General features: G+C 66.5%; 17 protein-coding genes and 1 pseudogene. 4 read left to right on the top strand and 14 right to left on the bottom strand.

Features of this window, described 5'->3' with window-relative positions:
- Positions 1-29 precede the first annotated feature (29 nt).
- From AB4Z01_RS05610 to AB4Z01_RS05630, 5 genes are all read right to left on the bottom strand, one after another.
- Positions 30-2921 carry a WD40 repeat domain-containing protein gene (locus tag AB4Z01_RS05610; RefSeq protein WP_441691407.1) on the bottom strand — a complete coding sequence of 964 codons (2892 nt, stop codon included), beginning with the start codon at positions 2919-2921 and terminating at the stop codon, positions 30-32.
- Positions 2922-3073: 152 nt separating this feature from the next.
- Positions 3074-6109 carry an acyl carrier protein gene (locus AB4Z01_RS05615; RefSeq protein ID WP_441691409.1) on the bottom strand — a complete coding sequence of 1012 codons (3036 nt, stop codon included), beginning with the start codon at positions 6107-6109 and terminating at the stop codon, positions 3074-3076.
- A gap of 15 nt (positions 6110-6124) precedes the next feature.
- A complete protein-coding gene (locus AB4Z01_RS05620; RefSeq protein ID WP_441691411.1) occupies positions 6125-7198 on the bottom strand; it encodes an AAA family ATPase in 1074 nt (357 codons plus the stop codon).
- Between the two features lie 12 nt (positions 7199-7210).
- A complete protein-coding gene (locus AB4Z01_RS05625; RefSeq protein WP_441691413.1) occupies positions 7211-8836 on the bottom strand; it encodes a trypsin-like serine peptidase in 1626 nt (541 codons plus the stop codon).
- 246 nt (positions 8837-9082) lie between these two features.
- Positions 9083-10207 (bottom strand): hypothetical protein, encoded by a 1125-nt coding sequence (locus AB4Z01_RS05630; RefSeq protein WP_441691415.1) that lies wholly within the window; start codon positions 10205-10207, stop codon positions 9083-9085.
- A gap of 268 nt (positions 10208-10475) precedes the next feature.
- Between AB4Z01_RS05630 and AB4Z01_RS05635 the strand changes: the two are divergent.
- Positions 10476-10641, top strand: a pseudogene (locus tag AB4Z01_RS05635) (transposase); the annotation flags it as partial.
- Between the two features lie 201 nt (positions 10642-10842).
- Here the strand turns inward: AB4Z01_RS05635 and AB4Z01_RS05640 are convergent.
- The 8 genes from AB4Z01_RS05640 to AB4Z01_RS05675 all read right to left on the bottom strand — a co-directional run bounded on the left by AB4Z01_RS05640 (position 10843) and on the right by AB4Z01_RS05675 (position 22458).
- Positions 10843-11148: a helix-turn-helix domain-containing protein gene (locus AB4Z01_RS05640; protein WP_441691417.1), complete on the bottom strand. Its 306-nt coding sequence runs from the start codon at positions 11146-11148 to the stop codon at positions 10843-10845.
- A gap of 449 nt (positions 11149-11597) precedes the next feature.
- Positions 11598-12773, bottom strand: a complete 1176-nt coding sequence (locus tag AB4Z01_RS05645) for a Fic family protein (protein WP_441691420.1) — start codon at positions 12771-12773, stop codon at positions 11598-11600.
- A 380-nt stretch (positions 12774-13153) separates the two neighbouring features.
- On the bottom strand, positions 13154-14446 hold the full coding sequence (locus AB4Z01_RS05650; protein ID WP_441691422.1) for a tyrosine-type recombinase/integrase: 1293 nt from the start codon (positions 14444-14446) through the stop codon (positions 13154-13156).
- A gap of 438 nt (positions 14447-14884) precedes the next feature.
- On the bottom strand, positions 14885-15919 hold the full coding sequence (locus AB4Z01_RS05655; protein WP_441691424.1) for a LacI family DNA-binding transcriptional regulator: 1035 nt from the start codon (positions 15917-15919) through the stop codon (positions 14885-14887).
- A 76-nt stretch (positions 15920-15995) separates the two neighbouring features.
- Complete coding sequence (locus AB4Z01_RS05660) at positions 15996-17003, bottom strand: rhamnose ABC transporter substrate-binding protein (protein ID WP_441691427.1); 1008 nt, start codon at positions 17001-17003, stop codon at positions 15996-15998.
- Between the two features lie 75 nt (positions 17004-17078).
- The gene (locus AB4Z01_RS05665; protein ID WP_441691429.1) at positions 17079-18050 is read right to left on the bottom strand and encodes an ABC transporter permease; all 972 of its coding nucleotides are present in this window, start codon (positions 18048-18050) and stop codon (positions 17079-17081) included.
- On the bottom strand, positions 18050-20614 hold the full coding sequence (locus tag AB4Z01_RS05670; protein WP_441691432.1) for an ATP-binding cassette domain-containing protein: 2565 nt from the start codon (positions 20612-20614) through the stop codon (positions 18050-18052). Before AB4Z01_RS05670 ends, AB4Z01_RS05665 begins: the two co-directional genes overlap by 1 nt.
- Positions 20615-20874: 260 nt before the next feature.
- Positions 20875-22458 carry an ABC transporter substrate-binding protein gene (locus AB4Z01_RS05675; RefSeq protein ID WP_441691435.1) on the bottom strand — a complete coding sequence of 528 codons (1584 nt, stop codon included), beginning with the start codon at positions 22456-22458 and terminating at the stop codon, positions 20875-20877.
- A 157-nt stretch (positions 22459-22615) separates the two neighbouring features.
- On the opposite strand from AB4Z01_RS05675, the gene AB4Z01_RS05680 reads away from it, so the two are divergent.
- From AB4Z01_RS05680 to AB4Z01_RS05690, 3 genes are read left to right on the top strand one after another with little or no spacing between them, the layout of a single operon-like run.
- A complete protein-coding gene (locus AB4Z01_RS05680) occupies positions 22616-23623 on the top strand; it encodes an LLM class flavin-dependent oxidoreductase (RefSeq protein WP_441691438.1) in 1008 nt (335 codons plus the stop codon).
- A 28-nt stretch (positions 23624-23651) separates the two neighbouring features.
- A complete protein-coding gene (locus tag AB4Z01_RS05685) occupies positions 23652-24992 on the top strand; it encodes an LLM class flavin-dependent oxidoreductase (RefSeq protein WP_441691441.1) in 1341 nt (446 codons plus the stop codon).
- The gene (locus AB4Z01_RS05690; RefSeq protein WP_441691443.1) at positions 24992-26161 is read left to right on the top strand and encodes a M20 aminoacylase family protein; all 1170 of its coding nucleotides are present in this window, start codon (positions 24992-24994) and stop codon (positions 26159-26161) included. Before AB4Z01_RS05685 ends, AB4Z01_RS05690 begins: the two co-directional genes overlap by 1 nt.
- Before the next feature lie 131 nt (positions 26162-26292).
- Here AB4Z01_RS05690 and AB4Z01_RS05695 read toward each other — a convergent pair whose 3' ends face one another.
- Positions 26293-26805 carry a GNAT family N-acetyltransferase gene (locus tag AB4Z01_RS05695; protein WP_441691445.1) on the bottom strand — a complete coding sequence of 171 codons (513 nt, stop codon included), beginning with the start codon at positions 26803-26805 and terminating at the stop codon, positions 26293-26295.
- Positions 26806-26821: the final 16 nt, after the last annotated feature.

Consider the following 26821-nt stretch of genomic DNA (forward strand, 5'->3'; position numbering starts at 1 on the left):
TCGATCTGGACCCGTCGTGCCGGGTGCTATCAACTCTTCCTTGCGTCCACCGGTGGTGGCGTCGGCCGGCCGCATGCGGTGTAGCCTTCGCGCGCGGTGCTGTTCGGGCACCAGGGCTGCAGCACGCGTGCATAGGCATCAGCGGTTTCGGGCGCGAGCTTGCGCACCTGCTGCAGGACTGCGCCGATCTGTCCGAATGAAACCTGGATTGCGGTCCGGTAGGCACCTTCGCGCAGGTAGATTTGCGCCGGCGCCTGCGCCGCGAGCCCGCTATTGCCGGCGACCGCGACGGGCAGCCCCAGGGAGGTGCCGTGAGCCCGCACCATCGCGGCCAGCCCGGCCTGCGCTGCCGCGAGGCTCGGATAGGAGCCGAACACGATTGCGGCAGGGACATCTTCGCGCGCGGCGGTCTGCTCTCGGAGGAATGCAGTGTCGGGGAACGTGCCTGGGGCGTCGTCCAGCCGGCGTGCGATCATCTTCGGCGTGGCAGCATGCGAAGCGAGCCGCGTCAGCGGCAGGCCGGCGACAAACCGTTCACGGGCGCAATCGACGATATGCACCCGCCCGTCAAGGCTGGCGGCCGCGACCTTGGTCCCATCCGGCGAGATGGCGAGGTGGTCGACCACCGCACCATGTTCGGGCAGTTCGAAGCTCTTCGGCGTGGCCCCGGTCAAGTCGACCAGCACCAGCGAATTGTCTGCGTCACCGGCGACAAGAAAGCTGCCGTCGGCGGCGATGTCGGCGGTCACGGCAGGCGCATCGAGGTCGATCTCGTCGAATCGGAAAAAGCTTTCACTGAGGTCGAATGCGAGTTCAACGGTGTCCGGTGCTGAGATGTTGGCGACATAGAGTTTGCCGTCGCGCGTCCGCACCATGAGCTTCGAGCCGTTGGCGGAGAATTTTAGACCGTTCCGGTCCGGCGGCCCAACGGGCGTGGCGGCTTGCGCAAATCTCAGCCCATCGGCACCGTGCTTTGCAGCAGTTGATGCGACCAGCACGGCCCGGTCGTCTTCGCTGCCGACGGTGGCGACGGTGCGGCCGTCGGCGCTGATGCGCAGGCCATACACGGCCTGATCAAGCAGCGTCGCTTCGACGATCGCCCGACCGGTCCTCAGATCGATGACCGCGAATGACTGTTTGCCCGAGCGGTAAGCCGCGAAATCTCCCGATTCGGCGAGGTCGGCGAGCCCGTCCCCGCTGTGGCTTTCATATTCCGCGATGAAGGAAAGCGTTCTTGTCGAGTATAACCGGATGCCGCCCCCGCTGGTCACGCCGACGATACGCTTGCCGTCGGAGGTGAATGCGATTTTGGTCTCACCGAACTTCGGTATCGAAATATCCGCCGGCCCTTCCGCGATCAGTGCCCGGCTTGCCGTGTCATAAAGGCGCAAGCGTCCGTCCGCCATGACGACGGCGAACATATCGCCCTGTGGGCTGAAGGCCTGCGGGCCGGAGATGGAGCCGCTCACGCCGAGGTCGACGGGGTTCGGGTCTTGCGCCGTGAACAGAAAGATGCGGCCGTCGGCGGTTTCGATCGCACCGCGCGTGCGGAGGCGGTCGAGGATGACGCGGGTGATCGGCTCCCCTTTGGACTCCGCGAGCGTCGTCGAAAGCACTGCGATCGCCTGTCGTGCCGGCTCGCGCATCGAGCCGCCCAGAAAAACTGCCTCCGCCACACCCGGCACTTGGAGAAGAGCGTCGCTTGCTGTGAATGGCGGAACGAGCTGCGTCGAATCGACAAGGCTGCCGTCGTCTTCGCTTGCGGCGTACGGCGAGTCGAGCTGCGTCGACTCGACAATGCTGCCGTCGTCGCCGATCTTTTCCAGAAAGTAGCCGGACGTCTCGCGGTGGATGACGACCTGACGTCCGTCTTGGCTGACCCCGACGAGGTCATAGACCTCGCTGCCGCCGGCATCCATGAACGGCGACCAGTTGGCGGCGGGAAGACCCACCTCGTACGAGCCATAGATGAAATTGTCCTCCCCCCCCGAGGTTTTCAGATCCGGTGGCCCTTCGCGAACAGCCCTGGTCCGAAAGACGACGACGCGGCCGTCCGCCCCCGCAGCCGCAATCACCGGATCGGCCTTGGTACCGCCGGCGGCGACGGCGACCACTGGTCCCCCCAGTCTGCCGACGCGTGACATCGCCAGATTCGCAGCCTGGCTGGGATCCGTCGGCGCAAGGTCGATTGCGACGACTTGCCCGTCACCCGCGCCGGCAACTGCGAACGTTCCGTCCGGGGCGGCGGCCAGCGCGCGTACGTCCCATAGGCCGCCGACCTGACCGATCTCCTTGGGTTTCCCGTCCGGTCCGATGTCGTAGCGAAGGAGGCCCGTCACAGGCGTCCGGGGTGCGACCTGTTGCTGTTGTTGCTGGTTTCCGAGCAGCGCGGTTCGTCCCACGACCAATCGTGTCGAGTTCTCGCCTCCGATCGCAAACAGCCCGTCCTCGGCCCCCAAATTCATTGCGGCACCGGCGAGAAGCACGCGCCGTAGCGAGGGTGGCGGTGCTTCCGGGTCGAACTTCCTGGTGAGATCGGCAGTGAAACTGACGTTGAGGAACGCGTCTGCCCCCGACTCCGTCCTGTCCGGCAGCGCAACGATGTCGGCGATCGGCTGCCGGGCCACCGTCGCCGCGATCGTTTGGCCGCTGCTCAAGAAATGCGAATACACCGCGCCGCTGGCCGTGCCGATGGCGAGCTGGCCGTTGGTCAGCCAAACGAGACTCGTCACCACTTCGTGTTCGGCCTCCGGCCGGGTGATCTCGCCATCCAGCACCTTCACGGCATCGCCCACCAGCCATTGGACGCCAAACCCCGCCGTCAGGGCGCACAGGAGAACCAGGCCTGTCGCCGGCGCGCGCCGCACAAGGCGAGGTGCACGGCGCAGGCCAGCATTCAGGCGTTGCCAGAGGCTGCGCATGGCAGCGGGCCACCATTCCGGGATGAGCCCGCCGCCTGGCACTCGACTTTGTTCGGATCGAGCCGGCGATGGCATTTCGGGAAGGGGAGCTTGCCCAGGAGGCGGTGACGAAAGGATCTCATCCGCATCGGCCGGCTTTTCTGATTCCGGGCTCATGCGGGCACCTCGGATTGATCGGGCCTCGTGCTGGTGATCGCGGCGTCATCATCTGCGCGCCGCGCCGTTTGCCACACATCGGGAGCACGCCCGGCAAACCAGCCGAGGTTTTTCAGCCGCCAATAGACCGCAATGGCCAGCATGCCGATCAGCATGACAGCCGCGACGGCGACAAGCGGCAGCCAGACACCTGGCGCATGCGGCGCCGTTGCGCTCGGCGGCCAGAAGCGGAGCATCACCCAGCACCAGAGCCCGACGGCCGTGACCGCGGCGAGACGCGCCAACACGATGCTGCGCGCGCGATCGAAGAAAATCGAACTGCTCGCCGGAAGATGCAGGGTCGGGACCACCTCCGGCATGTCAAGCAGCATGAAATCGGCGGCCACTTCGTCGGGCGCGATCTCCGATCCCTTCTCATCGGGGAGCCAGATGGTGAGGGCGCGCCTCTTGCTGGCTTCGCTGCGCGGCAGGCGCTGGTCCGACATCGCATTGCGCGCCGTCGCCTCAGCCGTCCGGGCGCTGAGCAGCATCGCCGCCAAAGCCTCGCCCACGGCGGTGCGCTGCTCCAAGGTCAGCGCGGAAAACAAGCTTTCGCGGAACCAGCGTGGCATGCGGCCCCGCCGGAACCATGGCAGCAGGCAGAGTTTCGCCAGGTGCTCTTCATCGTAGATCGGGCCGCGCGCGCCACGAAGCCGGTTGCCGAGAAAGACCGTTATGACGTAGCGCAGTTGCGGGTAGCCGGCACAGGCCGCCAGCCAGTAGAAGCCGTCCGCGCCAAACCACATCTCGAGGTCGGCGATCAGTTTTTCGCGGTCCGCTTCGGAGGGCGGAATGTCGGAAAGCAACCTGTAGTCGTTGTCCCGCACCAGGTCGGGGCGCGGAGGCGTCGAATGCGTCGCGCCGAGCAGGCCGGCCGCGGCCTTGAGCCAGCCCTGGATGCGCTCGACCAGTTGTTCGATGCCGCCGCCCGAGACCTGCGGCGGCGGCCGCCAGCGAGCGATCCGCCGCGTGCCGAAGCCGGCGGCGAGATCGTGGAACCCTTCCGCCGTCGCGCGGCCGATCGGGGCGGCCAGTGCGGCAGAAAGGCTCATCTCGCGTTCGCCCCATTCAGCCATCGGCACCGGTATCAGCAGCATGCGCGCCGGCCAGGCGCGCAGGCTCTCGGCGACGAATTTGTAGGGACGCTCGGTGAAGTAATCGACGAGGTCGCTGCCGTCGGTAACCAGAACGAGTCTGGCGTCCGCATGCAGTTCGCGCAACGCGCGCAGGTCGAGCGGTCCCGACTGCTTGCTGCGCGCGCTGGTCCCGACCAGCGTGCGCGGGTCTGGGCTGTACTCATAGACATTGAGGCTGAGGCCGCCGATTTCGAGCGCTTCGATGAGCCTGGCGACGCGCTCACGTTCATGGTCGTTCTCGCGGTGATGCGGCACCAGGAACAGAAATTCCGCCGCGTGGCTGCGAGTGCCGAAGACAGGTTGAGCAAAGCCACCACGTTGCAATGTCTGAGCAATGGTGCGCCCTACATCGAGCCTCCCGGACGGCATCGGCGGATGCCAGGAGATCTGGCGCACCAGCCGGCGCTCGGGCTTGGGCGCGTTGCTCGCCAGCTCACGCGAGGCGATCGGCGTCGGTGTGCCGCGCAAATTCTCCGGCGGATTGGTCAGCGCGGCGCGCATCGCGCGCCAGCCGGTGATGACCGCCCAGCCGAGCACGGGCAGCAGCGGCAGAAAGAGCAGCCAGCGCGGCCAGTCAGGCCAGCGCTCGGCGACAGGCTGCATGGCGCCTTGCAGGACCGGCTGGTTGAGCGCGGTGGCGATGTCGGCGACTAAACCTGAGACAGTACCGTGGGCTTGTACCGCGCCTGAATCCAGGCCGAATGTTCGGGCAAAGCCTTCCGCCAGGACTTGTTCTTGCGCTCCCGTATCCAGGCCAAGATCGCTAAACCTGACATCGTCGGTCAGCTTGCTGGGGTCGAGGCCGAACATCCGGGCCGCCTGCTGGCGTACGATGCTCTCCACCTCCCCGTACCGGAATGCCTGTATCCTGGCGTAGAGCTTGGCTTGCGCCCCTTCGACATCGTCGGGCGTCTCCTGTGTCGCCACGTCGATGCCCAGCTTCAGGCGGTCCCGGTCGAGCCCGACGGCCAGGTCGATCTCGGCGGCGGCGAGCGAATACTGGCCGAACGCGTAGGCACCGGCCAATGTCGGCGGGATCGGCTCATAGGCCGGCAGTGGCCAGCGCTTCAGCATCGCCTGCAGGAACAGCGCCGGCTCGGTCACGAAGTCGGATTCGCCAGCATAATATTCGGCGAGCGTGTATGGCGAGATGCTGAACCCGTATTGCTCGGCGGCGGCGATCGTCACATCGAGGAAGCGTAGCCGGGCGGAGCGCGCGGAATCCACCGGCTGTGACCCACCGGCTGGCGTGGGCGCCGCCGGTCCCGCGCGCGGGGTCACGGTCGCGCAGGCGGGCGGGCAGCGTGGTGACGGCCCGACTACAGGGTCATCCCGGCCGAAGTTCACCCAAAGCCACGGCAGCAGAGCTGCGGCGGCCAGAACGGCAACCGCGGCACCTGTTTCGCGGCGAGCAAGCACATGCCGGATGGCCTTGAACAGGTCTGCCAGGCTGAATGGGCGCGGCTGCGGTGGTGGTGTGGGGCCGGTGTCGGTGGTCTCGCCTTTTGGCGTCTTGTCCTCGCCGCCTTCGCCGACCTTTGGTTCGAAATGCCCAGGCAGCGGGTGATCCTCGACGGCGCGCTTGAGTGCCTCCGCCGACTCGCGCGTTTCGGCAAGGACCGGACTGAGGTAGCGAAGCCAGAGATCCTTCGCGCTTTCCTCACCGACGCGGCGCCAACAGGCGCCGACATTCAGGCCCGTCATGGTCATGATGGCGTCGGCCCGCTGGCGTATGGAAACATGCTGCAAGGTGGCGCCTACGCCCACCGCGACCCGCTCGCGCTCGTAGGCCAGGAAGAAAGTGCCGAGCGCGGCTTCGTCCCAGACGAAGCGATAGGGTTCTTCGTCGTGCTGCATGGCCGCCGGCGCTCTTCAACCGGCCTTTGAGGGCAGAAGCGTACTCAGGATATCGCGGTCGTTCTTCAACTTGGCCAGCGCCACCATCGCGACTTCCAGCCGGACGGCGAGTTCCGGAGGCTGCGTGCCTGGAGGGGACGCCAGCAGAAAGGCGGCGTCGACGATCTCGGAGACGCCTGCCTTCTTGTCGACCGGCTGGTTGCGGAATTTGCCGACAATGGCGAGCAGCTTCGTACGGTCGCCTTCATCGAGCACCAGCTCCTGCCCGGTCTTCGTCATGCGCCGCTGTAGATTGTTCTCGATGATCGTGTGCAGCCGGTCGTTGTCGGGAAACTGGATCTGGTGGAACACGCAGCGGCGTAGAAAGGCGTCGGGAAGCTGGCGCTCCTCGTTCGACGTGATGACGATGATCGGCCTGAGCGTCGGATCGGCCGGGAAGCCCGGCGTCTGCGGCCGTTTGAGTTCGGGGCCTGTGCCATGGCGGCTGAGTTCCGGCACGCTGAATTGCAAGGTCTCGATTTCGGAAAGCACGTCATTGGGGAAATCGCGCGACGCCTTGTCGATCTCGTCGATGATGACCACCGTCCGCTGCGGACGGCGCTGGTCCCGGGGGAGGTCGGATTTGGGGTCGTCCGGGTGCAGGTAAGCCCGTTCGCCACTAAGCATGTGGCTGACGTTCCCGTAGCCATGCGCGTCGAGGATCGCCGCGCCAAGCGCTTGGTATTCGATGTAGTCGACGGCCTCCAGCCGTTTCTCATCGGCGGTGCCGCGGAAATTCGCGTCGCGAAAACGCCGGATCGCGTCATATGTGTAAAACAGGTCGCGCGCCTCCGAGACGGAGCGCGTCGAGAAGAAATGCAGCCTCGAAATGCCGAGGCGCCGCGCGATCGCGAAGCCAAGCTCGGTCTTGCCGCCGCCCGGCTCGCCCGAGACCAGCAATGGCCTTCCAAGCCCGATCGCCACGTCGACCGCGGCTTCCAGCTCGGGGTTGAAGACGTACCCCTTTCCTTTGAAGTCTTCCGCCATGCCATTGACGGCCAGCGGTATGGTCTTGTCCTCTTTTTGATCTGAGAAAGAGTTAAACCACATGGCTGCCTTCCTCTATTTCGCGTTCTGGCAAAAAACTTTTGTGACGTCTCGGAGTTTGGTCTCAAGCGTCATGAATGGCAGTTTTTCACCGGCGAAAAGCTCATCCACACGGTCGGCCAGCTCTTCCCGGTCGATCCGGTAGGCGCGGTCGATCGCCGATATCCAAAGTCTCATCTTGCCGTCATCGATGTCCTCGAAACTGAGACATTGGCCGCAGCCCGGAGGTGGCGAATGGGTCCAGAATTCGGCCACGGATTCTCGCAGCTTCGTCCTGGAGTCACGCGCATTCGTTGAAGGCTTGGTGTCCTCGTAGATAAAGAAGACCTGGAAATTGGCCCTGCCGGCGTTGACCAGCGGCGCGCACAGTCGGCCAACTTCAGTCACGATCAATCGTTGCCGTTCGGCGTCGAATTTGTCGAATGTCTGCTCGATGACGAAGACCGTGCCCTGGTGCGGCACGATCTCGCGTTCGATTTCCCGAACGATCTTGGCGGCCGCCTCTGTCGGGGGCAACCGCGCGTCCAACGTGGCCGAAGCGTCCCGCCAGCCATTCTCGCTCCAGCCCACGTTGAGAAAGCGGGAAAGCCGGTCCTCGAACTCGGGGCGCGTCAGTCTTTCGAAGGCAAGGCTCGCTTCGCGCAGGCGTGTCATGAAAAACTCTGGGCCGTCGACCGAGCGGCAGGCAATCGCATGCACCAGGCTCTTTTGGGTATCTCGCGAATCGATGATGTTCCGTTCGGGATCGTCCCGATCAAGCAACGCCATGGCCCGCTTGTGCCGACGCCTCAGCGCATCCTGGGTGAGCGCTTCATTGCTTGTGCCCAACTTGACCCTGACCGGCGCTTCCCTGGGTGGCCGCATCTCGTTGTAGATCGATTGGTCCTCTAATAGGGAGATCTGTGCCGCGATGGCGCCGAGCGGGATCGCGCGCTGGCCGGGCGGCAAAGGTTTCTGCTCTGATCCAAGATTGCCCAGTTCTGACCCCGGATCGCCGGCATGGTGCAAGGCGACCGGCTCCAGATTGTTGCCATAGCAGATTGCGCCTGACGAACCATGCCTTGTAATCGCATCATGCGTGACGCGAAGCCAGCCGACATCGATCGAAACGATCTTTCCCAGCGTCAAATCTAACGGCTCGCTTCCAAAGCGATTGTCCGTGTAGCCGCAAGGGTGATGGAAGATGCTGATGTTTGCGTTTTTCGCAGGAAGCGTCTCAGGCGCCGGTAGGATAAGCCAGCCCCGTTTTGCGGGTCGCGTGCCGTCGGGCCAGCCTGCGGGATTGCCCGGTGGCAGGGGCTTGTCCCCGATCTTTTCGGCGAGCCGGATCACCGCATAGTCGAGGTGTCCCGGATTTGGCGCCTGGTCGATGTTGAGGTCGCGCTTTGCGTAGGGGGACCGTGTGACCAGCCATTCCGCCGCCAGCCCCACCCGGCTGCCGGTGTCTTTGCTGAAATAGTCGAAGCGGACGCGTGCGTCGGCAAGGCGCCGCGGCTCTCGCTCCAGCTTTTGCACGACGTGGAAATTTGTCAGCACGAGATCTGGGCCGATCAATGCTCCTGTGCCGTAGACGCCGGCGAAATCCTCGAGCGCACAGGTCCAACTCCTGCGTTCCGCCAGCAATTTCGCGTCGTTCGCCAAACCCGCCCCCGCTTGACTTGGCGCAAATTGCCCTGATCGGACCAATCGCGCCTAAAGGCTCCATGCCACGGAAACACGCTAGATATCTGGTAGTGAAGGAATCCAGAAAGTGAGGTGGTTCAGATGCGTATTCTTGTACAGAGCCCAAAGAGCTGATCGATGCGATGCGCCCGCCTCGACGACGGGCATCCTGTAGCCGGGCCAGGCGGCCTTCCGATCGAGCCATGCGGCCCGAGCCATCATGGCTCAGGCAGCCGGTTTCAGCCGATCGTCTGTGATGTTCTTGACCAGCGCTTTGTAACGCTCCTCCATCCCTTTCCGTTGCGCATCGCCGTCGGGAAGGTTCGAAAGCCTTTTCTTCAAGGCATCCGCCTCAAGCCGGTACTTGGAGTCGGATAGGAGCTTGAGCCCATCCAGGACCGCCTCCACCGATGCGTCGCCGCCGTCGCGCATGTTGAAGAAGCGCTTCAATACCGCTGCGCTCGCCACCGTTGGTGCGAACCCTTCAAGCTTCGGCCGCTCAGCACCATCGAGGCTGATGACCGCGTAGGGTTCGTCTCCCTGATACGGCTTTCCAGTCGCGTCAACCAGCCCACGCTTGGGGTCGAACCTGAGCCCGGTCGGATTGAAATTGGCTGACGCCAAGACTCGAAAATCGGCTGTGGGGAGCTCCCTTCCCGGTATATTGAAGTCGAGAGTCTCGTCGAAGGAGAAGGCGGGTTTGCCGTCGAACAGCGCGTCCGCCAGCCCGCCTGCGAGCTTCGTCACCGCACTCGCGGTCATAAGGTAGCCCGCCCAAGGCAGAAACAGCGGGATTCCCGCCGCAGCAAGCAGTGCGTCGCCCACCTTGTCGACAAGCTGTTCAGGAAAGTTGTCGAACGCGCATTCGATCGTGATCGTCTGAGAATCGGTGACGACCGCCGATTGGTAAGAGACAAGGGGAGTTCCGGCCTCGAAAGCAGATGAGGTAATGCTGCTGCGGGATTCGACGTTCTGTTTCAAAAAATTGATTGCCCGAGACGAGGCGGCGAAGACAGCATAGTCCTTGACGCCGGTTACGACTGCCAAATCTTTCGATCCGCCGAACAGTCCGGCGCGCGGATACTTTCCGGTGTAGATATGAGAGATCAAGATGGCGAGTGGTTTGTTGAGGCCGACCGACGTAAATAGACCGGTCTGCGTAGATTCGCCGATTGGCGTAAATCTTGGCGCGAGCGAACTATCAGTATTTACAACGTCATCAAAGCCGACTGTCCGCGCTGACGGCAATGTAATGCTTTCGCCAGACACTAATTCATCAAGCTGTACCGCTTGCTCGATGAACCGGCTCTTCGGGATTAATTCACCACCGAGCACGTGAAATTGAGTCATCACTTCCTCACGGGCACAAATTTTGGATGTCTAGAAATTTTAAGATACAAATCATCTCGAAGCGCGTTGGCCTAGCGCGGATTAAACGAGATTATCTAAGGATTTATTGTCTCGATTGGCCTTTTTTCATCTGGGAGCGTCAGTATTTTTTCCTAATCCGTAGAGTGTCCCTAACTATAGGCCTAGGGGCGATTTGGCGCAATCCTCAGAAACTAGAATTGATAGGCCCGATGATATAGGGAGCCAAGCCCGCCGACGGAAACGGCCGATCCGGATGTCGCTCAACGGGCACTGCTCCGGCATCCGCTCGGAGTGCCGGCTGTGCGGAGGTGCATCTAAGCTTCGCCTACCGGTGGTTCTGCCGGCTCGCCCTGGAGGGCGAGGTTCCGAACCATTCGACCCTTGCGAAGAACGGCAATGGCCGCTTCCGTGATGGAGCCGAAAGTCGCCAGTCCGGCAGGCGGGCGAAAGCGCCGCGGGTCAAGGCAAGGGCAGGCTCCAGAGAAAACCGGTCCGGGTCTTGGAGCCATGCACCGTCGTACTCGAAAAGGGTGGTCTCCGCGCCTCGAACGCGATTGCTCCTGACCAGTCCAACTGGGCGCGTGCGGCCGTCCAGATCGATATGCACCTCGAAGTCAGCCATCGCGGGAGTTTCCGGCCGACCGCTTGAGATGGACATGCTTGGGCAGGTCGGCGTTGGCCAGCGCCTGTCCGACGGGGTCGTTGCTGATGTCGGCGACATTGCTCAGACCGTCGAGCAGGCCGAGCGCTTGAAGGACTCCGGCATAGATGCCGATGCTGACGTTGGTGTCCCCAGCCTCGACCCTTTGCAAGGTCGAGCGGGATGTGAAGGCGCGCTCGGCCACGACCGCCATCGGCAGCCGCCGGCGTCGACGGGCATCGTGGATGTCCGCCCCGAGTTTGCGCAATGCGCGCCGCACCGCAGCAGGAGGATTGTGAGGGGTAGGCAATTGTCACCTTTGCGCTACTGATTGGCTGATTATGTAGCACGAAGATCACAATTTTCTCTGCGGAGGCGCGGGTGCCCTTCTGGCGGCGTTCCGTTAGAATCGGACTTCGACTGAACCTGCTTCGCAGACGAGAGCGTGACGAGGAGGCACGATCGGATTCGCAACCGTCCTCCTCGCTCTGCACCCCCTACAAAGGGACCGGCATCACCGTCTTTGTCCGGAGTGGTTTGGCTTCCTGTGTCGACATCACCTGCCCACCATCGATAAGTCGCGCAATCTCCGCGGAAACCTGATCGGCTGCGATGACGAGCGCCGTGTCGAGATGAACATATCGTTGGGTGACGCGGCACGGCGCATGCCCCCGGGAGGCCCGAGATCGTCAACTCGCTGAATCCGATTGCTCGTCGGTCTTGTCGTCTTCAGCCTGGACTGTCCAATTCGGTTCCGCTTCGCAAGCGCTCCATGTAGGCGCGATAGGCAAAGCTGCGGTCGCGCTTCTTTCCCGTCGTTTCCACAAGGATGTCGGCCTCCACCAGCACTTCGATCGCGCGGGTCGCGGTCGGTTTGCTCGCATCGATCAGCTTCATGGCGGAGGCGACCGTCACGATCGGATGGCGGGGGAGTTGCTCGAACAATCTCATCGCCGAGACGGAGGCCGACTCGGCACTGAGGAGCCGAGCCCGGTCCGCGCCGATGAGGTTGAACAGTTCGCGCGCCGAGACGACGGCTTCATTGGAGATCGTGGCGACCCCGTCGAGAAAGAAGTCGATCCAGCCCTCCCAATCTCCTTCCAATCGCACCAGGTTGAGCCGCCGATAATATTCTTCGCGATGGTGCTTAAAAAACAGGCTGAGATAGAGCAGCGGAGCCCTCAGGAGCCCCCAATGCTCCAGCAGCAGGGCGATCAGAAGCCGTCCGATGCGCCCGTTGCCGTCGAGGTAGGGGTGAATGGTTTCGAATTGCACATGCAGGAGGCCGGCCCGCATGAGCTTCGGCAGCGCATCATCCGCATGGATGTATTTCTCGAGTTCGCTGAGGAGCCGAGGGAGCTTGTCCGGTGGCGGCGGGACATAGACCGCATTCGCCGGTCGGCTGCCCCCAATCCAGTTCTGGCTCCGGCGGACGTCTCCGGGTTGCTTGTTGGCGCCGTGCACGCCGCGCATCAACCGCCTGTGTGCCTCGTTCAAGAGCCGCATGGACAATGGGAGGCCACGCTCGGACGCAAGCTGGCCCCGTGCGTAGGCCAGCGCGTCGAGATAGTTCGTGACTTCCTCAACGTCCGCATTGGGGGCAGGCTGCTCCTCGGCCTCGAAGGCGAGGAGGTCGACCAGCGACGCCTGCGTGCCCTCGATCTGTGATGAGATCACCGCCTCCTTGCGAACGAAGGCATAGATGAACCAGTCGAGCGAGGGCACCATCTCGCCCGCCAGGTCGAGACGGAGCAGCGCTTGCTCGGCTTCCCGGAGGCGATGCTCCAGCGTGCCGCCGATGACGAGCGCTGGACGAGCGGGGGGCAGATCAAATGGGATGAAGGCGTCGACGGTCTCCCCGCCGGCGGTCACGTTTTCGTATTGTCCCGTTGTGCGTTTCGGCATCTGTCGGCAGCTCGACTTGGGGAACGACGTCGTTCCGACGGCTACGGGCAAAGGCACGACGGCGTTCCCCGCCGGCCTAGTTGGTAACGAATTCTTTACTAACGCCGATCGATAGTCAAGGAATCGTTCCTAGTGGGCTTCGATAGGCACGTTTGCGTTCCATCGAAGAGGATGCGACTGTCGCGGTCCTTTACGTCCACATCCGCCCCTTGGCCCCGGTAAAGCCACGGGCCAGAATCGATTTCAACACGCGGCACGTCCGCCGTCATGTCGGCATCACCGTCCATCGACTGCATTCAGCCTGCTCTGCCCCAAACAGCAACAGGAGGATGCCCTGACGGTGTGTCCGCAACCCTCCCTCTTCCTCGCTCCGCATCCTTCTACAAAGGGATCTGCATCAACGTCTTTGGCCGGAGCAGCTTGGCTTCCTGTGTCGACATCACCTGCCCCCCATCGAGGAGCCGCGTGATCTCCGCGGAAACCTGATCGGCCGCGATCACGAGTGCCGTGTCGAGATGGACATACCGTTGGGAGACGCCGCGCGGCGCATGCCCCAGGAGCCCCGAGATCGTCAGTTCGCTGAAGCCCAATGAGGCGGCGATGCTGGCGAAGGTGTGCCGCAGCGTGTGCGGCGTGATGTCGGTCAGACCAGCCCGCGCGCAGACCCGATCGAGCACCCGCACGAGCCCGACGAAGTGGCCGTCGCCCCAGTCGGCCGGAAACACGAACGACGAGCCGCTGCGGCCGGCCTGTTCGACGAGACAGGCGATCGCCGCGTCACCGGCGGCCCGCAGCTGCGGCCCGGACTTGGTGTCGGGGAAGGCGACGCAATTGCCCTCCTGCTCAAGCCACGCCTTGCGCATCCCAAGCACTTCCATCCGCCGGAAGCCGGTCAGCAGCAGTGCGCGAATGGCGGCGAGGCCCGTCGGGTGCTCGCCCTCGCGCTCCATCTGCGTCATCACCTTCCCGAGATGCCGGACTTCGCCGGCGCTGAGGCGCCGCTTCAGCCTCTGGGACGCGATCACCCGGACACCGTTGGCCGGGCTCCGGTCAATCAGCCCGAGTCGACACGCGTGATTGAGCAGACTTCTGAGCGTGCTGATCGCGCGTGCCGCGGCGCCGGCGCCGCCCGATGTCCGTCCCCCGCGTGCGGCCCGCCGAGAGTGGGCGGTTTTGCCGGCCGCAATGTCGGCCTGCAGCCGTTCGATGTCGGCGAGTCGGAGATGACTCACGACCCGCGTCCCGATGAGCGGCTTGATGTGCTGCTCGATGCGACTCCGGTCCCCGGCGACGGAGGACGCCTTGATCGGTCGTCTGTTCCGGCCGAGGAGCCGGCCGGCCTCGGCCTCCGTCAGGTACCAGTCGCAGATCTCCGCCACGGTCGCGCCCTCGCGGGCGGTGCGACGCTCGGCGGACGGATCCCCGCCGTCGATCACGGTGGCGAGCTTCTTCTGCGCGCGATCGCGGGCGATCTCCACGGTGAGCACGCCGTACTGGCCGAGGACGTATCGCCGCGTGCGCCGCTCCGCATTGCGGTACTGGATCAGAAACGTCTTCGTGCCGGACGGTTTCGCCCGCACTCCGAAACCCCTTAGCTCGACGTCCCAGAGGAACACGTCGCCTCGAGCGTCATGTTGCAGTGCATCAACGATTCGCTTGGTCAATTTCGGCATCTCGGCTCACCCTTCATCCAGATTTATCGTTTCAGATCAGAGGATTGGTGAGTGGAGGGGGCCGTGCGAAGGCCGATTTGCTTCCCCACGCAGGTGCAGCATGAGCGGGGAAGCAGGGGGGAAGCAGTTGGACGGAAATCAGCGGCTTTTCTAGCGTAGCCCCGGCGGCTGGTCTGTCAACGTAAGTGGCTGATCTGTTGCGGCTTTTCGCATTCTGGCGTATAAAGACAAGGAACGGCGAAAACGGCCTGGACGCGTTGCCAAGGTTGGGGTCGAGGGTTCGAATCCCTTCGCCCGCTCCAGTTTCTCAGAACATCAGCTTCCAAATATCATGGCCGGTCCGGCCTCTGGCGCCGGACGCCACGGTGGCGCGCCTCAGGCTTTCCGCGAGCCGACGCCTCCAGCCAGGAGGCCTTGCGCTGGACCAGCCGTCACCTGTCAGCGCACGCCGCAGCCACAGGAGTCGCGGACCCGCAGTGTCGCCGGCAGGCGTATCGTCCTTGGCCTCGCCGCAGGCTCCCGCAGCCGCCGGGTCAGCAGGCGCACTGCCGCCGCGCCCAGCTCGGCACAGGGCTGCGCCACCACCGTGAGGCGCGGGCTGAAGGCCGTCGCCCAGTCGAAATCGTCGAAGCCGGCCAGGACGATGTCCTCGGGAACCCGCAACCCAGCGTCGCGCAGGGCGTGCATGGCGCCGATGGTCATCAGGTTGTTGCCGGTGACGATCGCATCGGGCCGGGGATCGAGCGCGAGCAATTGGCGCACGRCCTGCCGCGCCGGCTGCAGCGCCGAATGGCCGATGACGACCAGCGCCGGGTCGAAGCCCAGGCCCGCCTGCTTCAGCCCCGCCTTGTACCCGGCCAGCCGCTCCTGCGTGGTCGACAGGCCGGGCTGGCCGGACACCAGCGCGATGCGGCGATGGCCATGCGTCGCCAGATGTGTCACCAGCTCGATCGTCGATTTGCGGTTCTCGACGCCGACCTGATCGAAATCCGGCGCGATCAGCCGGTCGATCAGCACCGTCGGGATGGCATGGGTGCGCAGGTAGTGCAGCGCCGCGCGCTCCGGGTCCGCCGAGGCGGCCAGGATGATGCCGTCGACCCGGCGCTGGTGCAGCGCCCGGACGGTCTGCAACTCCTGCTCCGGGTCGTCATGCGTGTCCGACAGGAAGATCATCAGCCCGTGGCGCTTGGCTTCGACCTCGATCGCGCCCACCACCTCGCTGAAATAGTGGTTGGTGATGGCCGAGAGGGCGATGCCGATCGACTGGGTCGTCGCCCCGGCCAGCGACCGGGCCAGGGTGTTCGGAATGTAGGCGGTCCTGGCGATCGCATCCTCGACCGCCTGCACCGTCTCCGGGCTCACCTTCCGCGTCCCGTTCAGCACATGCGAGACGGTCGACACCGACACGCCGGCCTCGCGGGCGACATCGGCCATGGTCGAGGCGGAGGCGGTCCGGGTGGGGCTGCGGGCCATCGGGGCTTACTGCTGGTTCGGGCGGTGGTCACGGGCGCATCCGGGAGGGCCAGGCCGGCCCTCCCGGACACCAGTGTCAGAAGGCGAATTCGCCGACATTCGCCGGGGTGACGATCTCGGCCGGCCCGAGCACAACCTCGCCGCCGTCGCCGACCTTGTACTCGCCCAGCCGGCCGGCGGTGAAGGTGCTGCCCGGCTTGCCGTCGAGCTTGCACTGCGCCAGTGCCTGGGCGGCGTAGTAGGTCAGGTAGCCCAGATCCTTGACGTTCCACCAGATGTCCTGGGCGGCGCCGCTCTCGATGTACTTCCGGATCAGCGAGGCCGGGGCCAGGCCGGTCAGCTTGATCTTGCCGGTCATCCCCGCCTGCTCCAGCGCCCGCGCCGCCGCCGGCAGGCCGATGCCGGCCGGGACGATGATGCCCTTCAGGTTGGGGAAGGCCTGCGCCAGGGCCAGCGCCTGCTGCTGGTTGACCTGCTCGCTCTCCTCGCCATAGGCGATCTGGACCAGCTTCATCTTGGCGAATTTCGGATCGCCGGCCAGCCGGGCCTTCATGAAGTCGATCCAGGCGTTCTGGTTGGTCGCGGTCGGGGTCGACGACAGGATGGCGAATTCGCCCTCGTCGCCGATCAGCTGGGCCATGCTCTCCAGCATCATCTCCGCCAGGCTGTCGCCCTTGGCCTGGTTCAGGAACAGGGTGCGGGCGGCCGGCGCGACATCGGAATCGTAGGAGACGACGCGGATGCCCTGCGCCATCGCCCGCTTCAGCGCCGGGGCCACGGCGTTGGCGTCGTTGCCGGAGATCGCGATCACCTTCACCTGCTGCGACACCAGGTTGTTGATGAACTCGATCTGCGCCTCGGCCGTCGCCTGCGACGGGGCCTGCTGCACCACCTCGCCGCCGATCTCCTTCTGCGCCTCGTCCGCGCCGGTCTTGGCGACCTGGAAATAGGGGTCGGTGTCCAGCTTCGGCAGGAAGCCGACGGTGACCGGGCCGGTGGCGCAGTCCTGCGCCAGCGCGGCGGCCGGCGCCAGGCTGCCGAGCAGTGCCGCGGCCAGGGCCAGGCGGGTGATACGCGACGTCATGGGTGGTGCCTCCTCCAATGGGTTGTCGTTGGGTGGTCCCGGCGCGTCCCACCGCGCCGATCGTGGGGCCGCGCCTCAGCTCGGGCGCGGGCGAAGCCGTTCGAACAGGTGTTTCGAGGCGTTGCTCAGCAGCAGCGCGCCGATCAGCAGCAGGCCGATGATGGTGCCCTGGGCGTCGCCACCGATCCGGCTGAGGCCCAGGGCGTTGCGGATCACCGCGATCAGCACCAGCGCCCACAGGACGCCGGTCAGCTTGCCGCGGCCGCCGAAGACACTGACCCCGCCGAGCAGGGCGACGGTGATGATGTCGAGCTCGAACCCGACCGCATTGTTGGCGCGGGCATTGGCCAGGCGGGCGGTGAACACGATGCCGGCCAGCGACGAGACCAGGCCGGACAGCACGAACAGCCCCAGCCGAAGCCGCGCCACCCGGATGCCGGAATAGAGGGCGGTGGCCGGGTTGCCGCCGAGGACGTAGATCCGCCGCCCGGCCGGGGTGTGCTGCAGCACCACCGCGAAGATCGGGGCCAGCGCCAGGAACGGCACGATGGTCCAGGGGATCGGGCTGCCGAGGACGGATTCGATGCCGAAATCGGTGAAGGACTCCGGGAAGGTGTTGACCGAGGCGGAGCCGAGGATGATGTAGCCGATGCCCCGGAACATCGCCATCGTGCCCAGGGTCACCACCAGCGACGGCAGGCCGAAGCGGACGACCATGAGGCCGTTGAARCCGCCGAGCGCGGCGCCCGCCAGCAGCACCAGCGGGATGGCGGCCGCCATCGGCATCGCGGCCTGGACCAGGACGCCGAGAATGACACTGCTGAGCGCCAGGATGCTGGCGACCGACAGATCGATCTCGCGGGCGATGATCAGCAGCACCATCGGCAGCACGATCAGCGCCTTCTCCGACACGCCGGCCGCCGCCTGGGACAGGTTGAAGCGGGTTGCGAAGTTCGGCACCGCCAGCACGGCATAGAGGATGACCGCGAGGGTCAGCGCCGCCAGGAACGTCTCCCAGCTGGCGAGGCGGCGAAGCCGGTCGCGCATCAGATGGCTCCCTTCATGCCGCGGCGGGCGATGGCGGCGTCGATCGCTATCGCCGCCAGGATCACCAGGCCGTAGATGCCCTGGAGCCAGAGCGGGTCGACCCGCACCAGGGTCAGGCCATTGTTGATGACCAGCAGCAGCAGCGCCCCCAGCAGCGTGCCCAGCGCGGTGCCGGAGCCGCCGCGGATGGCGACGCCGCCGACCACCACGGCGGCGATCACCGTCAGTTCGTAGCCCATGGCGACGCGGGCATCGACGGTGGCGTAGCGCGAGGCCCACAGCGCGCCGTCCAGCCCGGCCAGCAGCCCGGCGACGGCGAAGCTGGTCAGCACGCGCCGGTGGGTCCTGATCCCGATCAGCGTCGCGCCGTCGGGGTTGGAGCCGATGGCGTAGAGCTCGCGCCCGGCCGGCAGGTGGCGCAGCGCCAGGGCGGCGATCCCCAGGATGACCGCGGCGATGACGACGACGCCAGGCACCCCCAGCAGCCTGGCGCTGGTCATGTCCAGCCAGGCCTGCGGTACCTGATCGGCGCTGATCTGCCGGCCGCCGGCGACCATGCTGTTGAGGCCGCGGAACACCGCCAGCGTGCCCAGCGTCACCACGATCGACGGCACGCCGCCGCGGGTGATCACCAGGCCGTTGACCAAGCCGCAGGCGATGCCGGTGGCGCAGGCCACGCCGAGGCCGGCGGCGATGCCGAGCTCGGGATGCGCCTGCACCACGCTGGCGGCGGCATAGGCGGACAGGCCGATCACCGACGCGATCGACAGGTCGATGTTGCGGGTGACGATGATCAGCATCTGCGCCACGGCGACGATGATCAGCAGCGCCGCATCCATCGAGATCGCAGTCAGGTTCTCCGGGCTCAGCACCCGCGGGTTGATCGCGGCGATCGGCAACAGGATGGCGGCGATCGCGGCCACCAGGCCGAGCTCCCGCCGCTTGGCGAAGCCGGCGAGGGAACGGCGGGGCGAGGGGCCGGAAGGCGTCGGGCCGGCATCGGCGACCGGCACGTCGAGACGGGGAGGCGGCGCCGCCAGCGCCCCGGTCGCGGCCTGCATCACCCGCTCCTGCGTCGCCTCGGCCGCAGCGAATTCCCCGGCGACGCGGCCCTCGCGCAGCACCACCACGCGGTGGCACATCCCCAGCAGCTCGGGCAGCTCCGACGAGATCAGGATGATCGCCATGCCCTGGCGCGCCAGCTCGGCGACCATCGCATGCACCTCGGCCTTGGTCTGGACGTCGATGCCCTGGGTCGGCTCGTCCAGGATCAGCAGCCGCGGATGCGTCGCCAGCCATTTCGACAGCACGATCTTCTGCTGGTTGCCGCCGGACAGGGTCTGCACCGGCTGATCCAGGCTGCGATAGCGCAGCTTCAGCTGCTCGACATAAGGCGTGACCAGCGCCCGCTCCTGCGCCGGGGCGATCAGGCCCAGCTTGGTTGTCTGGTCGATCACCGTCAGCGAGGCGTTGGTGAGGATATCGAAATCCATCACCAGGCTCTGGCCGATGCGGTCCTCCGAGACATAGGCGATGCCGGCGGCCATGGCGTCGCGCGGCGAGGCGAAGGCGACCGGCGCGCCGGCCAGCGTGACCGTGCCGCGGTCCGGTGCGTCGATGCCGAACAGCACGCGGGCGATCTCGGTGCGGCCGCTGCCGACCAAGCCGCCCAGGCCCAGGATCTCGCCCGGGCGCACCGTGAAGCCGATGTCCTCGAACACCCCGTCGCGACACAGCCCCTCGACCGTCAGCAGCGGCTGCCCTGCCGCCGCTGGCAGCTCCGGATACATCATGGTCAACGACCGGCCGACCATCATCTGCACGGCGCGCTCGCGCGGCAGGTCCGCCGTCCGCTCGGTGCCGACGAAGCGGCCGTCGCGCAGCACGGTGATGCGGTCGGCGATCTCGTAGATCTCGTCCATGCGGTGGCCGACGAACAGCATGGCCACGCCTTGCTGTTTCAGCCGGGCCACCACCTCGAACAGGCGGCGGACCTCGCGCTGCGACAGCGCCGCGGTCGGCTCGTCCATGATCAGCACGCGCGATCCCAGCGACAGCGCCCGGGCGATCTCGACCAGCTGCTGTTCCGAGGTGCGCAGGCGGCCGAGCACGACGTCCGGGCTGCAATCCAGCCCGATTGCATCCAGCAGCTCGCGCGTTCGGCCACGCGCTGCGGCGTGGTCGACGGCGCCCAACGCGGTGCGGGGCATGTGCCCCATGAACACGTTCTCGGCGACGCTGAGATCCGGGAACAGCCCGGGATGCTGGTGCATGACGGCGATGCCGGCATGCCGGGCATCGATCGGGGAAGCGAAGGCGGCGGGCCGGCCGTCGATCACGACATGGCCGGCATCGGGCCGATACACCCCGGCCAGCAATTTCACGCAGGTGCTTTTGCCGGCGCCGTTCTCGCCAAGAAGCGCCACCACCTCGCCGGGCCACAGGGAGAAGGAGACATCGTGCAGCGCCACGGTGCCGCCGAAGAACTTCGACGCGCCCGCCAGGCCGAAGCTCTTCCGCGCGCCGACGGGGCCGTCCGGCGGCATGGCGGTGGCGTGGTTCATCGCGCTTGGGCTCCCCGTCGCAGCTTGATTTTGGCCAAGCTTGATCTAACGAAAGCGCTTGCGCAAGCGCTTGCTTCGACGGCCCTGTGGACGATTCGTGCTCTCTATGGGCGTTCAGTGGTCACGTCGGCGGCTGGCACCTTTCGCCCGGCCACTCGGGGGCCGGGCGGGGACTGGTCGGTCTGGCAGATGTCTTGTGACGGCCGCTGGTCGAGGGGGACTCGTCTCCGGAGCCTTGTCGAACGCAGTGACGGCAGCGATCACTCGGCCTTGACCACGGCGGCGTAGCTGGTCTTCGGCTGCAGGATCAAGCCGTCGACGGTGGCGCGGTGCGCGGCCACCAGGGTCTGCTGGAACAGCAGGACATACGGCCCCTCGGCCTGGACCTCGCGCTGCAGCTGGCCGTACAGCGCGGCGCGCCTGGCTGCGTCGGGCTCGCGCAGCGCCTCGGTCACGGTCCGGTTCCAGCCGGCATCTTCCCAGCGGTTGCGCCAGGCCAGCGTCTTCGGCGCGTCGGCGTCGTCGACATCCCGGTCGAAGGCGAAGGCATCGGCATTGCTGTGCGGGTCGCGGTAGTCCGGCACCCAGGTGCCGATATAGATGTCGTGCTGCCGGGCCCGGTACTTGGTGATGGTCTGCTTGCCGTCGCCGGGGAGGATTTCAAGCTTGATCCCGGCCTTGGCGAAGCTGGCCTGCAGCGCCTGGGCGATGTCGGCGAAGGGCGCGACGTTGCGCACGTCGATGGTGACGGCGAAGCCGTCGCCGAGGCCGGCGCGGGCCAGCAGTGACTTGGCCCGGTCGATATCCAGCCGGTACGGCGCGTCGTCGACGGCGCCGAGATAGCCGGTCGGCAGGACGTTCTGGCGCGTGGTCCAGGTGCCGCTCAGCAGGCTGTCCTCGATGCCCTTGTAGTCGACCAGCCATTTCAGCGCCTCGCGCACCTCGGGCCTGGCCAGGTTCGGGTTGGATTGGTTCAGGCCGAGATACAGCAGCCCGTCGCCAGCCTCGCCCTGCAGCGCCACGCCGGGCACGTCCTTCAGCGCCAGGATCTGGTCGCGGGTCAGGTCGCGGGCGTAGTCGACATCACCCTTCTCCAGCAGCAGCCGCTGGCTCGCCGGCTCGGGCACATGCAGGATCACCAGATGCGGCGTCTTCGGTCCGGTGTGCTGCCAATGCGCGTTGCCCTCCAGCACCACCCGCTCATTCGGCACCCAGCGCTGCACCGCATAGGGCCCGCTGCCGGCGCTGTGGGCCTTCAGCCAGCCATTGCCCAGATCGCCCTGCGCCTCGTTCGCCTGCACCGTCTTGGCGTCGACCACCGAGGCCACGCCGGCGGTCAGGGTGTTGAGGAAGAAGGTCGGCGCCACCGGCCGGTCGATCCGGATCTCCAGTGTGCGGTCGTCGACCGCCCGAATCCGGTCCGCGGCGTTGTCGGCGGTGAAGCCGAACTGGGTCAGGATGAAGGCCGGCGACTTGTTCAGCCGCACCGCACGCTGCAGCGACCAGGCGGCGTCCTGCGCCGTCACCGGGTTGCCGCTGGCGAAGGCCTGGCCGGGCTTGAGCGTGAAGCGGTAGGTCAGCCCGTCATCGGCGACCGACCAGGATTCGGCCAGGTTGCCGACGATGGTCGGGTCGGTGGCGCTGCGATAGCCGACCAGCTGGTCGTACAGGTTGCCCGTCACCTCGCCGACGCCCGGCTCGAATGCCTCGGCCGGGTCCAGCGAGATGAACTGGTCGATCTGCTTGGCCACCACGATGGTGTCGCGCGGCGTGCCGGCGAAGGCGGTGCCGAGGGCGGGCAGAAGCAAGAGGGCGCCGAGCAGCGGCGCCGTGAGGCGTCTCATGGGACTCTCCTGAGCGGGTGAGATTTATCTGTTTTCTGAAGTAGAATTTATATTCTATTGACAGTAGAATGTGTATTTAATCAGATAACAACACGAATCTTCGGCCCATGATGGCCTGTCATGGCGCTGCCCGCACGTCATCCCGGGGATGATCGGCATGAGTTATCTGTTGAGCCTGCTCGACAAGAGTCCGGTCGCCGACGGCGAGGGCGCGACCGAGGCGCTGGCGCGCACCGTCGCCCTGGCCCGGCGGGCGGAGCATTGGGGCTTCCACCGCTTCTGGGTGGCCGAGCACCACGACACGCCGCGGCTGGCCAGCCCGTCGCCCGAGGTGCTGATCGCCTATCTCCTCGCCCACACCACGCGCATCCGCGTCGGGTCGGGCGGCGTCATGCTGCAGCACTACAGCCCGTACAAGGTGGCCGAGAACTTCAACCTGCTCGCGGCCCTGGCGCCGGGGCGGGTCGATCTCGGCATCGGCAAGGCGCCGGGCGGGCTGCCGCTGTCGACCCGGGCGCTGCAGGCCGCGAGCGACCCGGCGCGCAAGCCGCCCTTCGCCGAGCAGCTGGCCCAGCTGGACGCCTTTCTCGACGACACCATTGCCGATGCCGACCCGCTGGCCGGCGTCGTCGCCACGCCCAGGCCGGCGGTCAAGGCCGAGCGCTTCCTGCTCGGCGCCAGCGTCGAGAGCGCGCAGCTGGCGGCGGCCGAGGGCTGGGCCTTCGTCCATGCCGGCCACCTGAACGGCGACCCGGCGCTGCTGGAGCGCGTCTTCGCCGCCTATCGCGCCGTCGGCGGCGGCAGGGCGCCGCTGCTGGCCGTCGCCGTGATCGCGGCCGAGACCGAGGCGCGGGCCGAGCGGCTGGCCGCGGGCCTGCGCATGTTCAAGGTGCATGTCGACACYGGCCAGAGCGTCACCGTCGGCAGCGTCGCCCAGGCCGAGGAGTTCGTCCGCCAGGCCGGCGCCCGCGAATACCGGATCGAGGAGAAGGCGCCGAGCGTGATCCACGGCACGGCGGAGCGCGTGCGGACCGAGCTGGAGCGGCTGCACCGGCAGCACGGTGTGCGCGAATTCGTGATCGACACTCCGATCGCCGACGGCGAGGAGCGACTCGCTTCGGTCGAATTGCTGGCCCGGGCGCATTTCACCGCCGCCGCGGCCTGACCCTTTCCGCGTTCAAGGACATCATCCGATGAGCAAGCGTCAGATCACCTTCGGCGTCATGCTGCAGGGCCCCGGCGGCCACATGAATGCCTGGAAGCACCCCAGCGTGCCGCCCGATGCCAGCGTCAATTTCGGCTTCTATCTGGACAATGCCCGCAAGGCCGAGGCCGCCGGCATCGCCTTCGCCTTCATCGCCGACGGCCTCTACATCAACGAGAAGTCGATCCCGCATTTCCTGAACCGGTTCGAGCCGATCTCGATCCTGTCGGCGCTGGCCGCGGTGACCTCGAAGATCGGGCTGGTCGGCACGCTGTCGACCTCCTACAGCGACCCGTTCACCGTCGCCCGGCAGTTCGCCACCATCGACGCCATCAGCGGCGGACGGGCCGGCTGGAACGCGGTGACCTCGCCGCTCGAGGGCTCCGGCCGCAACTACAGCCGCGAGCATCCGGAGCACGGGCTGCGCTACGAGATCGCCCAGGAATATCTCGAAGTCGTGAAGGGCCTGTGGGACAGCTGGGACGACGACGCCTTCATCCGCGACCGCGCCACTGGCCGCTTCGTGGATTTCGGCAAGATGCGCCGGCTGGATCACAAGGGACGGTTCTTCTCGGTCGAAGGGCCGCTGAACATCGGCCGCTCGGCCCAGGGCCAGCCGGTGCTGTTCCAGGCCGGCGCCTCGGATGACGGCATCCGGCTGGCCGGGCACCATGCCGACGCCGTGTTCACCAATGGCGGGCCGATCGAGGACGCCAAGGTCTTCTACAAGCAGGTCAAGGACAGCGCGGTAGCCCATGGCCGCCGGCCCGACGACGTGAAGATCTTCCCCGGCATCGGGCCGATTGTCGGCGCCACCGCGGCGGAGGCGGAGGAGAAGTACCGCGCCATCCGCGATCTGCTGTCGATCGACGAGGCGCTGCTGTATCTCGGCCGCTTCTTCGACCATCACGATTTCAGCCAATACCCGCTGGACGGGCCGTTCCCGGACCTCGGTGACATCGGCAAGAACAGCTTCCGCGCCACCACCGACGGGATCAAGCGCACAGCGAGGGAGCGCAACCTGACCCTGCGCGAGGTGGCGCTGGAGACGGCGACCCGGCGGACCTTGATCGGCACGCCGGAGACGGTGGCCGACGAGCTGGTCCGCTGGGTGGAGGAGGGGGCATCCGACGGCTTCATTCTCGGCTTCCCGGTGCTGGGCCAGGGGCTCGATGATTTCATCCGCCACATCCTGCCCGTGCTGCAGGAGCGTGGCCATTTCGACCCGGTGCTGCACGGCACCACGCTGCGCGACCATCTCGGCCTGCCCTATCGCGAAAGCCGCCACGCGGGGGAGCCCGCGCGCGAGCCCGTCCGGGCCGCCCGCTGATGGCGGATGACGGCATCGCCGTGGGCGTCGAGGCCCATCGCGAGGCGATGGTGGCGCTGCGCCGCGACCTGCACCACCATCCCGAGCTGGCCTATCGCGAGCGGCGCACCGGCGACCTGGTGGCGGAAGCGCTCTCGTCCTGGGGCTACGAGGTCCATCGCGGCCTGGGCGGCACTGGCGTGGTCGGCACGCTGGCGCTGGGCGATGGGCCGCGCCGGGTCGGCATCCGCGCCGACATGGACGCGCTGCCGATCGCCGAGGCCACGAACCTGCCCTATGCCAGCGGCACGGCTGGGGTGATGCATGCCTGCGGCCATGACGGGCACACCGCCAGCCTGCTGACGGCGGCCCGGGTTCTGGCCGAGCGGCGCGGCTTTTCGGGCACGCTGCACCTGATCTTCCAGCCGGCGGAGGAGGGCGGCGCCGGCGCCCGCCGGATGATCCGGGACGGGCTGTTCGAGCGCTTCCCCTGCGACGCCGTCTACGGGCTGCACAACTGGCCTGGCGTGCCGCTGGGACGATTCGGCTTCATCGCCGGTCCGGCCATGGCCGCGGCCGACCGGGTGACGATCCGCGTGGTCGGCCGCGGCGGCCACGGCGCCGTGCCGCAGCAGACCGTCGATCCGGTGGTGGCCTCGGCCTCGCTGGTGATGGCGCTGCAGAGCGTGGTGTCGCGCAATGTCAGCCCGCTCGACGCCGCGGTGGTGACGGTCGGCGCCATTCATGGCGGCACGGCGGCGAATGTGATCCCGGATGCGGTCGAGCTGCAGCTGACCGTCCGCAGCTTCAGGCCGGAGGTGCGGGATCGGATCGAAGCGCGCATCACCGGCCTAGCCAAGGCCCAGGCCGAGAGCTATGGCGCCGTGGCCGAGATCGAATATCTGCGCGGCTATCCGGTGCTGGTGAACCACGCGGCGGAGACCGACTTCGCCCGCCAGGTGGCGGCGGAGCAGTTCGGCGCCGACCGGATCGAGGCCGGGTTCTCGCCGATCACCGCCAGCGAAGACTTCGCCTACATGCTGGAGGAGCGGCCGGGCAGCTATCTCTTTCTCGGCAACGGCGACAGCGCCGCTTTGCACAGCCCGCACTACAACTTCAACGACGGGATCCTGCCCGTCGCCGCCCGCTACTGGGTGGCCCTGGCGGAGCGGTATCTGGCGGCGGGATAGGCGTCTGCTCCTCATCGTCCTTGCGACCCCGGCCCTGAGCCGGGGGAAGCAATCCAGGGCCGCTCGCCGTGGCCGTGGCTCCTGGATTGCTTCGTCGGCTTCGCCTCCTCGCAATGACGACGGGGCGTGGGTCACGCCGTCCGGCGCACCGCCGGCGCCAACACGCTGATGTCCTTCTCGAAAGGCAGCTTGCCGTGGATCTCCGGGTCGACCGCGGTGTCGAACAGGGCGGTGTAGCCGGAGCGGAGATAGAGGTTCGCGGCCTCCGGCTGGCGGAAGCCGGTGGTCAGGTAGATCCGGCTGTAGCCCTGCCGCGCCGCCTGCGCCTCCAGCTCCACCAGCACCCGGCGCGCCAGGCCCTGGCGGCGCAGGTCGGCATGGGTCCAGACCCGCTTCATCTCGGCGGTGTGCTCGTCATAGCGCTTGAAGGCACCGCCGGCGATGGCGGCGCCGTCGCGCAGCAGCAGCAGGAAGGCGCCGTCCGGCGGCGCGAACACCTCCGCCGGATAGCGGTTCATCTCCTTGACCCCGTCGCCCCGACCCCAATAGTCGCCATAGCGCGTGTCGTATTCCCAGGTCAGGGCCTGGATCAGCGGCTGCGCCAGCGGGTCCAGCGGCGTGGTGTAGAGGAATCTGTCGGTCATCGCGGTGTTGCCTGTT

The organism is Inquilinus sp. YAF38, assembly GCF_052113205.1.
Lineage (GTDB): Bacteria > Pseudomonadota > Alphaproteobacteria > DSM-16000 > Inquilinaceae > Inquilinus.

Bases quoted from the DNA above. Each gene is read 5' to 3' on its own strand.
- AB4Z01_RS05610 (WP_441691407.1), bottom strand. From the start codon at position 2,921: ATGCGCAGCCTCTGGCAACGCCTGAATGCTGGCCTGCGCCGTGCACCT.
- AB4Z01_RS05615 (WP_441691409.1), bottom strand. From the start codon at position 6,109: ATGCAGCACGACGAAGAACCCTATCGCTTCGTCTGGGACGAAGCCGCG.
- AB4Z01_RS05620 (WP_441691411.1), bottom strand. From the start codon at position 7,198: ATGTGGTTTAACTCTTTCTCAGATCAAAAAGAGGACAAGACCATACCG.
- AB4Z01_RS05630 (WP_441691415.1), bottom strand. From the start codon at position 10,207: ATGACTCAATTTCACGTGCTCGGTGGTGAATTAATCCCGAAGAGCCGG.
- AB4Z01_RS05645 (WP_441691420.1), bottom strand. From the start codon at position 12,773: ATGCCGAAACGCACAACGGGACAATACGAAAACGTGACCGCCGGCGGG.
- AB4Z01_RS05650 (WP_441691422.1), bottom strand. From the start codon at position 14,446: ATGCCGAAATTGACCAAGCGAATCGTTGATGCACTGCAACATGACGCT.
- AB4Z01_RS05660 (WP_441691427.1), bottom strand. From the start codon at position 17,003: ATGACGTCGCGTATCACCCGCCTGGCCCTGGCCGCGGCACTGCTCGGC.
- AB4Z01_RS05670 (WP_441691432.1), bottom strand. From the start codon at position 20,614: ATGAACCACGCCACCGCCATGCCGCCGGACGGCCCCGTCGGCGCGCGG.
- AB4Z01_RS05675 (WP_441691435.1), bottom strand. From the start codon at position 22,458: ATGAGACGCCTCACGGCGCCGCTGCTCGGCGCCCTCTTGCTTCTGCCC.
- AB4Z01_RS05685 (WP_441691441.1), top strand. From the start codon at position 23,652: ATGAGCAAGCGTCAGATCACCTTCGGCGTCATGCTGCAGGGCCCCGGC.
- AB4Z01_RS05690 (WP_441691443.1), top strand. From the start codon at position 24,992: ATGGCGGATGACGGCATCGCCGTGGGCGTCGAGGCCCATCGCGAGGCG.
- AB4Z01_RS05695 (WP_441691445.1), bottom strand. From the start codon at position 26,805: ATGACCGACAGATTCCTCTACACCACGCCGCTGGACCCGCTGGCGCAG.